This is a genomic window from Metabacillus sp. FJAT-52054 (assembly GCF_037201815.1).
Classification (GTDB): Bacteria; Bacillota; Bacilli; order Bacillales; family Bacillaceae; genus Metabacillus_B; species Metabacillus_B sediminis.
Genome location: NZ_CP147407.1, coordinates 1,506,186 through 1,519,352, shown reverse-complemented (window position 1 = coordinate 1,519,352; position 13,167 = coordinate 1,506,186). Strand labels below are relative to the sequence as shown.

Sequence of the window (13,167 nt, the reverse complement as noted above, 5' to 3'; positions counted from 1 at the left end):
GTTATGATGAGTTTGTGCAAGAGAGCAGCACAGAAAAACAAAAACACATATTTTTTAGGAGGGCTTTATCTTATGAAAAACACTACTAAGAAATCTTTCATTATATCAGTCGCAGCAGCGGCAGGATTTGCAACTTTCGCTGGAGGTAACCCAGCAAGCGCACAGGAGCTTTCTCAACAGAACGTACAGGCAAAAGTGACGCAGCTAAGCGAGAAATTCAATATCAGCCCAGAGCAAGTTCAGCAAGCAGCTGAAGGCAACGGCAGCCAAAAACAAATTCAAGAACAAGTTCAGCAGCTTCTTGGAAAACAAGCGCAAGCAGCTCAAGGACAGCAAGCTCAGCAAGGCCAAGGACAAGAGCAAGCACAGAACAGCCAAGGTCAGCCATGCCCTGCTGGACAGCAGCCTGAACAGAAGCAAGCACCTGAGCAAGCTCAGCCGAAACAAGAAGCAGCACCAGTTCAAGGTGAGCAAGCTCAGCCTAAGCAAGAAGCCCAGGCTCCGGCTCAAGGACAGCAGCAAGCACCTGCAAAAGAACAAGCTTCTGAGCAGCCTAAGCAAGAAACAGCTAAATCCGGCGCCCTAAGCGAATTCGAACAGCAAGTTGTTGAACTAACGAACAAAGAGCGTGAAAAGCAAGGTCTTAAACCGCTTGCAGTTGATGAAAACTTAAGCAAAGTAGCAAAAGAAAAATCTGCAGATATGCAAAAGAACAACTATTTTGATCACAACAGCCCAACTTACGGATCTCCGTTTGATATGATGAAAAAATTCGGCGTTGAGTACCAAACTGCTGGTGAAAACATCGCTATGGGCCAAAAATCTCCAGAAGAAGTTGTACAAGCTTGGATGGACAGTGAAGGACACCGCAAAAACATCATGAATCCTGAATTCACTCACATTGGTGTCGGACATGTTGAAGAAGGCAACTACTGGACTCAGCAGTTCATCGGTAAATAATAGAGTTTGAGATGAATAGACAGCCGCTTTTAAGCGGCTGTCTTTTTTATGTTAAATGTTCCTGTTTCCAAAGCTTATAAAGGGCATGTGTCCCGCTATTTTCTTCTCCCAGTGCTTCAAGCTTCTCATATAGAGAAAGAGCCAGATCAAGTCCTGGTGACTTCATTCCAAATAGCTCGGATTCTTCTTTGGCGATTCTCATATCCTTTATAAAATGCTTAACGTAAAATCCAGGTTCAAAATTGCCATGAAGCATGCGAGGAGCCAAATTGGTGAGAGACCAGCTTCCAGCTGCCCCTGTAGAAATGCTTTTCAATACATTCTCGGGATCAAGTCCTGATTTTTCCGCATATGAAACAGCTTCGCAAACCGCAATCATTCCGGCAGCAATCGCAATCTGGTTGCTCATCTTTGTATGCTGCCCTGATCCTGCATCCCCCTGATACACAATATTGTTCCCCATTGCTTCAAAAAGAGGCAGACATTTTTCAAAAGCTTGTTTATCTCCGCCAGCCATAATCGCAAGTCTTGCTTCTTTCGCTCCCACATCTCCTCCGGATACGGGGGCATCCATAGCATACAGCCCTTTTTCGTAGGCTGCAGCAGCAATTGTTTTTGCTAAAGAAGGCTTGGAAGTGGTCATATCAATCAGATGCGCTCCTTTTTTGGCTGATTGAACAATTCCGTTTTCCCCAAGGTAGATATTCTCCACATCATGTGGGTAGCCAACCATCGTTATAACAAAATCAGCATCTCTCACGGCCTCTTCTATTGTCTCTGCCCAAATTGCCCCTTCATTAAGAAGCTCTTCCGCCTTCTCTTTTGTTCTTGTATAAACGGTCAGCTTATAGCCTTTATCCATTAAATGACCCGCCATATTTTTCCCCATTACACCTGTACCAATAAATGCAACCGTTTCAGTCATCGTCTCTTCCTCTCTTTTAGAACATGTTATTAAACGGATTTTACCATACCGCCATCAACCAGCAGGGTTTGTCCCGTTACATATGTATTGGCGGCAGACAGCAGGAACACCGCATAGTTTGCAAATTCCTCCGGTTCTCCGTATCTTCCTAAAGGAATCATCGCTTTATTTTTTTCCGTCATTTCCTCAGCCGTAATTCCCTGCCTTTCAGCTGAGGCTTCATCAAGATAGGCTACCCGGTCTGTCGCTATCCTGCCGGGAGCTAGCGTGTTGATCAGAATATTGTGGGAAGCATATTCCTGTGCAAGGGTCTTTGTTAATCCGACAATGCCCAGTCTGAATGTATTGGAGAGCAATAATCCTGTGATCGGTTCTTTTACAGAGGAGGAAGCAATATTGACAATTCTTCCGCCATTTTCTTTCATAAAAGGAAGTACTTCGCGAATGACCCGAACATAGCTGAGAAGATTCAGTTCAAATGCTTCATACCAGTTTTCATCTGTCATTTGTTCAAAGGATCCAGCTGGGGGTCCGCCTGCATTATTAACAAGCACATCAATCTCCCCAAACTCATCTACCGTATGTTTTACCAGTTCTTTAATTTGTTCAGGATTGGTAATATCACATTGTTTACTGATAATCCGGCCATCTCCAATGTAGGCAAGCTCCTGTTGAACTTTCTCAATCTTCTCAGCGTTTCGGCCGGTTATGACAACGTTCGCGCCTTCTTGAGCAAGTTTTTTCGCAACAGCTTTTCCAAGACCCTGGCTCGAGGCAATGACAAGAGCAGTTTTGTGCTGCAAATTTAAATCCATTTTTACCACTCCTTGATTTTAATTAGGTATCATTTACAAGTTTGCTGATGGTGAATAGTGGTGAAACCCGTTCCAGACAGCTCATCCAGCCAGGTTATGTTCATATCCAGCAAACTTTTGCAAAAAACCTTCTAATAACCCAATTTTATCACACCTAAGCAGCTCCTGATAATTTCCGGGCATCCAGAAAAAAAGGACAGCCATTTAAGCTGTCTATTCACGTAAAATATTCAATTTTTGCTTGAGGAAAATATTGTTCAATATAATCTTCGAGCGTATCCCTTAGTTCTTGCTCCTCGTCCTTTTGATAAATATATTTCCCTATACCATACCGGCCCCACTTATAACGCCGTTCCTCTTCGCTCATCTCGAGCTTTGTTTTCGGATAGTTTTTTTCAATTACCCGTTTTGCAGGCTTTGTAAAACGGTGCTGGATCATTTCAAAGGTGATATCGTGTACGGCATCCTTAGGAAGGGATTCATGGAGCTTTACAAAAAGCTGCTTATACCCCTCCTGCCATCCTTCATGTATATATATAGGTGCTACAATAAATCCAAGCGGATAGCCCGCTCTTGCCACCTTTACAGCTGCCTCTATTCTTTGGTCAAGTGGAGAAGTGCCGGGTTCAAAATTCTTAATTACATAATCCGCGTTTATGCTGAAACGAAAACGGGTTCTCCCATTATGATTTGCATCAAGGAGATGATCAACGTGATGAAATTTAGTAACAAACCTCAATTGCCCCAGTTCACTCTGGCCAAAGTATTCAATTGCCCTTTTTAAAGAGTGGGTCAGATGGTCTACGCCAACAATGTCAGAGGTACAGGATGCTTCAAATCGGGTAATATCAGGTGCTCTTTCTATCATGTATTCATTTGCCTGATCCAAGATCTCTTCTACATTTACGTACGTTCTTATATAAGGCTTGCTCCCCATTGTTGTTTGCAAATAACAATAATGGCAATGTCCCATACACCCTGTTGCAAGCGGGATGGCATATTCTGCAGAGGGCTTGGAAGTATCAAATTTCAGGGTCTTCCTCACTCCGACAACGAGGGTTGATTTTGCATTGCGGTATTGCTGAAGATGATTCTTCCCGGGAATGTTTCTAACCTGGTTATGAGAGGTTGTTTCCCGGATTTCCAGTCCCATTTTTTCAAATTTCTCTTTCAATTCTACTCCGAGCGGATATTCAAGAGCCCTGGGCTCTATGTATACAAGCTGCGGAACAAACGGTTTAACCATGATGGTTTCCTCCTTTATTGACGTTCACTCAGCCTTCGTATTGGTTATGATTAAACAGCTCATTATATAGCTGCTCCGCTTCTTCATAGGAAGAGAAAACCGCATCATCCGGAAGCAGCTCGTGATACGTCTCATATAAAAACAATGCAACATCATTTTCATCTTCCGGATGCTGCACCACTTCAGCCTCTTTTATGACGGCTACATTCGCGGTATGGGGATTCCGATAAATAACATAGACAGTATCTCCCGCTTTTGGCTGCTGTCTGTCCATCGCTTCTGTCAGCTCCTTTGCTCTTCGTCTTCTGTTTTAATCTTTGCGGATTGATCCAATATTATGATGGATCCGTAAAAAAAAGGAACTGACCAATTAGAGTCAATTCCTTTTAAGGCAGCGGCAGATGAAGTTTTACTTTTGTCCCTTTTCCTTCCTCACTCTCAATTTCCATTGAGCCGCCATGCTGATTCATTATTTTTTCAGTAATAACAAGACCGAGTCCTGTTCCTTTTTCTTTTGTCGTAAAGAAAGGTTCTTTAATTTTCTTTAAAACGTTTGACGGGATCCCTTTTCCGCTGTCATGAATGATTAAAGTTACCTTTCGATCCTCTGTTTTTATCAAAGAAACATTAATGGTTCCTCCGTTTGGCATTGCATCACTCGCATTTTTCAAAAGATTAATCAGAACCTGCTTAATTTGATTTCCATCTCCATTTATCGAAAACGACTGAATTTCGCTAATCTCAATTACAATGTTATTAAGAGCCATTTCAGAACCAAAAAAAGTAATCGTTTCATTAAGGACATCCCTCAAATTAAATAATTTACGGGTTACGGATTGAGGTTTTGAAAGGATAAGAAACTCACTGACAATTTCATTCAAACGTTTGAGTTCCGCAAGCATGATTTCCGTATACGGGTAATCGGCAGGTGCATTTTCCTGAAGCATTTGCAGAAAACCCTGCAGAACCGTCAACGGGTTTCTAATTTCATGTGCAACACCTGCCGCCATTTCACCCGCTACTTTAAGCTTTTCAGCCTGTATGAGCATGAGCTCCTCTGTTCTTCTCTCCGTCACATCGCGGATAATTTCTGAATGGGCTATTAATGCTCCCTTGTCTCCGTAAATAGGTGAAACAGCCACTTCCACTTCTACGAGTCTGCCATCCCCGGTACGGTCCGTGCGGCTGATCCGGCTTTCCAATCTTTCGTATGTAAAATCATGAAGGAATGCATATTCACCGTGCGGATAGATCTTGCCTTTCAGATCATCTTCCGCCATTTGATATAACTTTTCAAATGCCGGATTCACAGCCGTTACCTTATATTCAGTATCAAGCAAAGCAATTGCATCTTTACTTTGGGAAAAAAGCAGTTCCAGCTGTGCCTTCGTTGATTCAAGAGTTACAGCCATTGCATCCTTTTGCTCATTCACCTGTTTCCAAAGCTTTCCTAAGAATTGAAGATAGTACAGCTGGAAAAAAAGAACCAGAATCGTGAAAAGCAGATAATACGCAATTTCTTTATTTGTTACACTCAGCATAAGAGCATTATAATCTGCATAGAAGAAATACAATTGAGCAGCTGCTGTGAAAAGACCGGATGAAATCAGGATTCTGCCATCCTGGTAAATTGTGCTAACCAATATAGGCAAAACTAGAAACATGATGTTAACAAAGGATGGAACCGTCACATTCAGCATAAATAAATAACTGTATAAAAGAGCAATCAGCGCGTACATCTGCCACACAGGATTCATCTTTTTTTCGGTAATAAATAGGAGAATAAACGGAACTCCAAAAAAAAGGCATAAGTGCCAGTAATCCCGAACCCCATCAATTACGTAAATAAATCCAAGGTCCAAAATGTAAAAAAGACACAGCAACCTAATTAAAAAGTGGTTCCTTTTTATTATTAACTGCTTGTTATCCATTATAAAACCTCTTCTTCATGAGATTAATCGCAGCCAGACCTGTCATCCCTTTTTCACCCTTCAAATATATGAGGATGGAATGAGAAGCGTATCTATAATCCCGTTCATATGTATTTGATTACAGCCATTATATCAGTAAATTCTATCCAATAGCCCATTTTTCTACAAAAATATGCAAAAAAAGACAGGCTTTCGCCTGTCCTTTAAGCAATCTTATTTTACGTCAAATGTTTTCTTTACGAAATCAATAACCTCTTGCGTCGTTTGCATTCCAAGGATCTGCTCTTTATGGGAAGCAGCTTCTTCTTTGGAAAGATTAAGGATCTGTGTTCTTGCCGGAAGAATGGAAGTAGCACTCATGGAGAACTCGTCCAGTCCCAGTCCGAGAAGAATCGGAATCGCAATTGGATCTCCAGCCATTTCTCCGCACATTCCAACCCATTTGCCCTCTTTATGCGCCGCTTCAATTACAAGTGTGATCAAGCGCAGGATAGCAGGATTGTATGGCTGATAAAGGTAGGATACCCGTTCGTTCATCCGGTCCGCAGCCATTGTATATTGCACAAGGTCATTCGTTCCGATGCTGAAGAAGTCTACTTCCTTAGCAAACACATCTGCCATCACAGCTGTGGATGGAATTTCAACCATTATTCCGATTTCAATATTCTCAGAAACTACTGTACCTTTAGATTGCAGCGCTGCTTTTTCTTCAAGAAGAACAGCTTTTGCCTGCCTAAACTCATCAAGAGTGGCAATCATAGGGAACATGATGCGCAGGTTTCCGTAAACACTTGCACGAAGCAATGCGCGAAGCTGTGTTCTGAAAATGTCCTGCTCTTCCAGGCAAAGACGGATTGCACGGAAGCCAAGGAATGGATTCATCTCCTTCGGAAGGTGAAGGTAAGGAAGCTCCTTGTCTCCTCCGATATCAAGTGTACGAACGACAACAGGCTTGCCTTCCATATTGGTTAGAACAGCCTTGTAAGCTTCGAACTGCTCGTCCTCTGTAGGAAGCTGATCGCGGCCCATGTAAAGGAATTCAGTACGGTAAAGTCCAACTGCTTCTCCGCCGTTTTCAATTACGCCTTTAACATCTTTAGGAGTACCAATGTTTGCTGCAAGCTCAACGTGCTGTCCGTCTTTAGAGACGGTCGGCTCGTTAACAAGCTTCGCCCACTCGGCTTTTTGAGCTTCGTGCTGCTGCTTCTTTTCTTCATAAGCAGCAATCGTTTCTGCAGATGGATCAATGATCACATCACCGCTAAGCCCATCTACAATAACCATTGTTCCATTCTGAATTTTCGCTGTCGCTTCTTTCGTTCCAACAACAGCCGGAATTTCCATGGAACGGGCCATAATGGCTGAGTGAGAGGTACGGCCACCGATATCAGTAGTGAAACCTAGTACATATTGGCGGTTTAACTGAGCTGTATCAGAAGGAGTTAAATCTTCAGCTATAATGACAACCTCTTCTGAAATTAGAGATGGATTAGGAAGCTCTACGCCAATCAGATGAGCAATGACACGCTTCGTCACGTCACGGATATCTGCCGCACGTTCCTTCATGTATTCATTGTCCATTGATTCAAACATGCTGACAAACATGTCAGCCGTTTCTTTCATTGCAAATTCAGCATTGGAAGCATCACTGCTGATTTTATCTTTGACTGGATTTAAGAGCTCAGGATCGCTTAGTACAAGCAAGTGAGCAGCAAAAATTTCTGCTTTGTCTTTTCCAAGTTCTTTAAAAGCATGGTCTTTAATTTTTTCAAGCTCTGATTTTGATTTTTGAATAGCTTCTTCAAACCGGCGAATCTCTGCATCCTGATCCGCAACTGTTGTTTTGGAAACAGTAAGCTCTGGTTCTTCAAGGCGATACGCTTTCGCAATCGCAATACCGGCAGAAGCTCCGATACCTTTAAGCTCGAGCATTATTCTCCTAGCCCTTCGTTTTTCATTGTTTCTTCAAGAGCAGAAATCGCTTCGCTTTCATCAGAACCGCTTGCAGTGATTTTGATTTCAGAATCCTTTGCAATACCAAGTGACATAACACCCATAATGGATTTAAGGTTTACTGTTTTACCGTTGTATTCAAGGTTAATATCTGCATCAAAACGGCTAGCCGTTTGTACCAATACTGTTGCAGGACGTGCATGAATTCCGGATTCCGCAGTTACTTTAAATGTTTTTTCAGCCATGTTAATCTTCTCCTTTATCATTATGCGTATTTTTAATTGTTCACAATATGTTATCTTACCAGTCCCGCTCATCATCTGACAAGTGAGACGGTACGATGCAAATTATTTTGTAATTTTCACAATGTTTTTCTGTTCAATTTTCACTTCGCCTGTTTCCAGAAGCTCAAGTGTTTCTCCGTCCTTAAGATTCGTGAAGACAATCGGAGTAATCGTAGATGGTGCATTAGCTTTTATGAATTCTAGATTGACTTCAAGAAGTTTTTGTCCTTTTTTCACTCGGTCTCCTTCAGAGATGAACGACTCGAAACCTTCACCTTTCAGGCTAACCGTGTCAATTCCTACGTGAATTAATATTTCATGGCCGCTGTCGGAAAGAATTCCAATCGCATGCTTCGTAGGGAAGATGTTCAGGATTTTTCCATCTACCGGAGATACGACTGTACCTTCAATTGGCTCGATGGCAAATCCGTCACCCATCATTTTTCCAGAGAACACTTGATCAGGCACCTCTGTAATCGGGTGAATACGGCCGTGAATCGGAGAAACAAAATGCTCAGAATCAAAGTGATTTTGAAGAGCTTCTGGATTCACTTCTTCGATTTGCTGTTCTATTTCCTCTTTCACATTAACAGGCTGCTGCGGACGAGGACGTTTCCCCGCAATGACATCTTGAATCTGTCCTTTAAGGTTATCGGATTTAGGTCCAAAAATAGCCTGAATGTTGTTACCGACTTCAAGGACACCTGATGCTCCAAGGTTTTTCAGACGGTCTTTTTTAACAGCTTTCACATCTTGAACTTGCACACGAAGTCTGGTGATACATGCATCAAGATCCTTAATGTTTTCCTGTCCTCCAAGAGCTTGAAGAATTTCGTAAGGAAGATCTCCTTCTCCAGCTTGTGCGCTGTCGCCGCCTTCTTCAGCTTTGACTTCTTCACGGCCAGGAGTTCCCAGATTGAACTTGCGAATCGCAAAGCGGAAGCCGAAGTAATAAACAACAGCCAGGACAAGTCCTACCGGAATAACAAGCCACCAGTCTGTCCGGTTTGGAAGAATACCGAATAGGACATAGTCGATAACCCCACCGGAGAATGTCATACCAATTTTAACATTAAGCAATTGCATAACCATAAAGGAAAGGCCTGCAAACACTGCATGGATACCAAAAAGTATTGGTGCAACAAACAGGAAGCTAAACTCAAGGGGTTCTGTAATCCCTGTTAAGAAGGAAGTTAATGCTGCAGAACCCATGATACCTGCAACAAGCTTTTTGTTTTCAGGACGTGCTTCGTGATAAATGGCAAGAGCCGCTGCAGGAAGTCCGAACATCATGAACGGGAACTTACCAGTCATAAATGTACCAGCTGTCAATTCAGCGCCGTCTTTAATTTGTGCCATGAAAATACGCTGATCACCGCGTACAAGCTCTCCTGCCTGATTCGTATAGTTACCAAATTCAAACCAGAACGGTGCGTAGAAAATGTGATGAAGACCGAACGGAATTAAAGAACGTTCAATCAAACCAAATACGAATGCCGCAAGAGTTGGATTTGCATCAAGCAATCCTGTTGAGAATGCGTTTAGGCCAGTTTGAACCGGAGGCCATACAAATAGCATGATCAATCCGATAATTAAAGCAGAAACAGCGGTTACAATTGGAACAAAGCGCTTTCCTGCGAAGAACCCAAGATACTGAGGAAGCTCAATATTATAAAAACGGTTGTACATGGAAGCCGCAAGAACACCTATTATAATCCCGCCGAATACCCCGGTCTGAAGTGTTGCCATCCCAAGGACTTTGGCATATTCAGGATGACCAGCCTTGAAGAAGTTCGCCAACTCAACAGCATCTGTTGGAAGCTGTCCAGTTTGAGTAAGAACGGCGCTCATTGTCGCGTTCATGACCAGGTAACCGATGATTGCCGCGATTCCCGCAACACCATCACCTTTAGCGAGTCCTATCGCTACCCCTACTGCAAAAAGAAGCGGGAGATTTGAAAAGACGATGTCCCCTGAGGATTCCATCACCTTTGCGATTAATGTAAAGGTTTCATTTGTTAATGCAGGTATTTTTGCTGTTAGCTGAGGGTTTTGCATCGCGTTACCAAAGGCAAGCAATATTCCTGCCGCTGGCAAAATCGCTACCGGAAGCATAAGTGCTTTACCGATTTTCTGCAAAACGCCAAATAAATTTTTGAACATTCGATTCAATCCTCCTTGACCCTATTTTGTGCGTGCAGACGCAAAAAAATCCTATAAATGCATGTTGCAACCGTTTTCTTATTAGCCGTTAGCAAAAATCGCTAAAAAACAAATAAAAAAGGCATGGTGAAACAAGGTGTGAAGATTCCCCGAATAAACCATTCCCAAAACAGGAAGCCGGAAAACCTAAGCCTTGATCACTCATGCCTGATCGAATCAGTTACACGCTGATACCGGTTACGTTATTTTATTGGATAGACGGTATAAATGCATGGTCAGGTATACTGCTTCTGCATTATATACAGGCTTTTTAAGCGTTTGCTGCATCACTTTTACTAATTTCCAAGCAGTATTATAGCATAGAGGATATTCGTTTTTCAACAGGTCTGCCATTTTTTCTGGTTCTTCGAGTTTTTCTCCTGCCTGTACCCGGTCAATTGTAAAACGAATATGCCGGACAAGCCTTAAATAATTGATGCTTTCGCGATCAATTTGGATTTTTAAAGAGTCCTCGATAATTCCTGTTAAAAGGGCGATCAGCTGTGAAGATTGGTTCACTTCACGTAAAGGCTTATCTGTAATGGCACCATGAATATGAAGAACAATAAATCCTACTTCTCCTTCAGGGAGACTGACATTCAAGCGCTTCTCAATCATATCAACCGCTTCTTTGGCAAGCTCATACTCCAGAGGATACAATGTTTTTGTTTCAATCATGAAAGGATTTTTCAGATCCATCCCCTGCTTTTTTCTTTTCAGTGCGAAAGAGATGTGGTCTGTCAGGCCAATATGAATGTGTTCATTCAGCGGCTGATCCAGCCTGGCCTCAATATGCTGAATCACTTCATGAATGACGGCAATAACCTCTTCATCAATATAAGGAAGAAGCATTTTATATTGTTCCTGTTCCTTTTCATTTTTGAGCACAAACATTTTTTCATAGGAATGTTCTTCAATTTGATCGCCTTTAGATCTGCCAAAACCAATTCCCCTGCCTATAAGGACAACCTCATGAAACTCCAGGTGATCAGCAATCAGCACATTATTATTAAGGACTTTCTTAACGATAAAGGGCGTACTCACGACCTACCCAGCTCCTTTTCATGCTATAACCCTTCATATCGTACAGGTGTTTAAGCCTGACGTCAACGAATATTGTCGGATATTGTTGAAATTAAGAGTAAGAATCAAAAAGGAGCCATTAAGGGTGTTCAGGTTTGTATTGATTTTTCTGAAACTCTTCTTTCGTTCCAATAAAAAAATATTGTTCGGTTCTTTCATTTGACTCTCTTCCGCTGGAGTTCCCATGAATCATTTGATCCGGATTCAATTTCTTTTTTTCCCCTTTTTCATTCACATAGAAATAGTCGCTTTCAGCCCATCCTTCATGAATGTTGCTGCCGCGCGTTTTAATTAGTCCTTTGGAATCTGCCTTCAGGACTTCCCCTTCATTTTGGGAAGTAGAAGCTTTTACTGTGCTGTCGTATTCGATTTTCACCCAGCCGGTATACCCTTCAGGAATTAAAAAAGTTCTTGGAGATGCCTGATCATCCTCCTTGCATCCTGATGAAATCAGCAGGGCGAATGCCGCGGCTATATAACGTTTTTTCATTATACTCACTCCTCTTTTTACTAGAGTGGCATAACCATCATATATCTATTCAGCAGCCTGCTGTTCAGAAAAAGAAACGGTCCTTTTTTCTGCCGCGCTGATTTTAGCGCATTCGATGATTTTGATCACATCTGCAGCATCCTCAGCCTGAACAGGTGCTGCCTCCCCTTCCCGGATTGATCGGTAAAGGCCGTCATAAAATGACATGTATTGTCCTGGAAGCGTTTCAATCTTCCCTTTATAATGGAGCCCGTTTATATCAGTGTTTAATATTCCCCACATTTCTTCTTCCTCTATGCCGATTCCATCATCATCGGGCATCATTCCTGCACCCAGTCTTTCTTCCTGGGGGTCAATTCCGTATTTTACATACGAACCATTGCTCCCATGAACTTGAAAGCGAGGCCCCGGCTCCCTGACAAGCATCCCTGATTTAAGGACGGCAGTCAGTTCCGGATAGTAAAGCCTGATGGCAAAAGCATCATCTGCGGCACCGCCTTCTCTCTGAATGTCAATGTCTGCACTTATTTCTATTGGAACTCCGAAAAGTGAGAGAGCTTGATCAATTAAATGAGAGCCCAAATCATATACAATGCCTGATCCAGGATGATTCTTTTCCCGCCAGGCACCGGAGCTTACATTCTTTTCGAACCGATCGAAATGAGCTTCATAAGCGGCAGGTTTTCCAAGCATCCCCTGCTGAAGCAGCGCTCTAACTGTAAGAAAGTCTCCATCCCACCTGCGGTTGTGATACACAGCCAGAACCTTCTTTTGTTCCTTTGCAAGCCTGGATAGTTTATAGCCTTCTGAGGAAGAAATGGTGAAGGGTTTTTCTACGAGAACATGTTTCCCTTTTAATAGCGCCAGCTCAACCATTTCATAATGATGTTTATTAGGCGTTGTAATAATCACCAGTTCGATCGAGTCATCCTCAATTATTTCCTCATATGAAGTCACTCTTTCCGTATAAGGATAGTTTTTTTTAGCAAGATTTTTAGACCGCTCCATCACCATTGATAAATCAAACCGAGGGTTTACATGCAAAAATGGCGCATGAAAAACCTGGCCTGATAATCCATATCCAACTAATCCTGATCGGATCTTTTCCATTTATAAGCCCCTCCTTTAAGTAAATGCGGATTTTCAACTTAAATCCATGTATAGAATGATAAGAAAAGGAAAAAATAGGATGCGTACGTGATGATTTAATACCCCTTACGTAACTTTTTAAGCAAAGGAGGATAAAAAATGACTAACAACAACCAGAATGAAAGTAAA

12 protein-coding genes are annotated in these 13,167 nt (G+C 42.2%); 1 reads left to right on the top strand and 11 read right to left on the bottom strand.

Features of this window, described 5'->3' with window-relative positions:
- The first annotated feature begins 72 nt into the window (after nucleotides 1-72).
- Nucleotides 73-960, top strand: a complete 888-nt coding sequence (locus tag WCV65_RS08055) for a CAP domain-containing protein (RefSeq protein WP_338781439.1) — start codon at nucleotides 73-75, stop codon at nucleotides 958-960.
- Nucleotides 961-1,006: 46 nt separating this feature from the next.
- Here WCV65_RS08055 and WCV65_RS08050 read toward each other — a convergent pair whose 3' ends face one another.
- The 11 genes from WCV65_RS08050 to WCV65_RS08000 all read right to left on the bottom strand — a co-directional run bounded on the left by WCV65_RS08050 (nucleotide 1,007) and on the right by WCV65_RS08000 (nucleotide 12,999).
- Nucleotides 1,007-1,885, bottom strand: a complete 879-nt coding sequence (locus WCV65_RS08050; protein ID WP_338781437.1) for an NAD(P)-dependent oxidoreductase — start codon at nucleotides 1,883-1,885, stop codon at nucleotides 1,007-1,009.
- 29 nt (nucleotides 1,886-1,914) lie between these two features.
- A complete protein-coding gene (locus WCV65_RS08045; protein WP_338781435.1) occupies nucleotides 1,915-2,700 on the bottom strand; it encodes an SDR family oxidoreductase in 786 nt (261 codons plus the stop codon).
- A gap of 217 nt (nucleotides 2,701-2,917) precedes the next feature.
- The gene (gene splB / locus WCV65_RS08040; RefSeq protein ID WP_338781433.1) at nucleotides 2,918-3,946 is read right to left on the bottom strand and encodes a spore photoproduct lyase; all 1,029 of its coding nucleotides are present in this window, start codon (nucleotides 3,944-3,946) and stop codon (nucleotides 2,918-2,920) included.
- Nucleotides 3,947-3,974: 28 nt separating this feature from the next.
- Entirely contained in the window at nucleotides 3,975-4,220 is a 246-nt protein-coding gene (locus WCV65_RS08035; protein WP_035407008.1) for a transcriptional regulator SplA domain-containing protein, read from the bottom strand.
- Nucleotides 4,221-4,332: 112 nt separating this feature from the next.
- Complete coding sequence (locus WCV65_RS08030) at nucleotides 4,333-5,877, bottom strand: ATP-binding protein (protein ID WP_035407005.1); 1,545 nt, start codon at nucleotides 5,875-5,877, stop codon at nucleotides 4,333-4,335.
- Between the two features lie 213 nt (nucleotides 5,878-6,090).
- The gene (gene ptsP, locus WCV65_RS08025; RefSeq protein WP_035407003.1) at nucleotides 6,091-7,809 is read right to left on the bottom strand and encodes a phosphoenolpyruvate--protein phosphotransferase; all 1,719 of its coding nucleotides are present in this window, start codon (nucleotides 7,807-7,809) and stop codon (nucleotides 6,091-6,093) included.
- Nucleotides 7,809-8,075 (bottom strand): phosphocarrier protein HPr, encoded by a 267-nt coding sequence (locus tag WCV65_RS08020; RefSeq protein WP_035407000.1) that lies wholly within the window; start codon nucleotides 8,073-8,075, stop codon nucleotides 7,809-7,811. Before WCV65_RS08020 ends, ptsP begins: the two co-directional genes overlap by 1 nt.
- Before the next feature lie 102 nt (nucleotides 8,076-8,177).
- Nucleotides 8,178-10,277, bottom strand: a complete 2,100-nt coding sequence (gene ptsG / locus WCV65_RS08015; protein ID WP_035406997.1) for a glucose-specific PTS transporter subunit IIBC — start codon at nucleotides 10,275-10,277, stop codon at nucleotides 8,178-8,180.
- Nucleotides 10,278-10,514: 237 nt separating this feature from the next.
- Nucleotides 10,515-11,360 (bottom strand): transcription antiterminator, encoded by an 846-nt coding sequence (locus tag WCV65_RS08010; protein WP_035406994.1) that lies wholly within the window; start codon nucleotides 11,358-11,360, stop codon nucleotides 10,515-10,517.
- A gap of 118 nt (nucleotides 11,361-11,478) precedes the next feature.
- Complete coding sequence (locus WCV65_RS08005; protein WP_035406991.1) at nucleotides 11,479-11,889, bottom strand: hypothetical protein; 411 nt, start codon at nucleotides 11,887-11,889, stop codon at nucleotides 11,479-11,481.
- A 45-nt stretch (nucleotides 11,890-11,934) separates the two neighbouring features.
- Complete coding sequence (locus WCV65_RS08000) at nucleotides 11,935-12,999, bottom strand: Gfo/Idh/MocA family oxidoreductase (RefSeq protein WP_338781425.1); 1,065 nt, start codon at nucleotides 12,997-12,999, stop codon at nucleotides 11,935-11,937.
- Nucleotides 13,000-13,167: the final 168 nt, after the last annotated feature.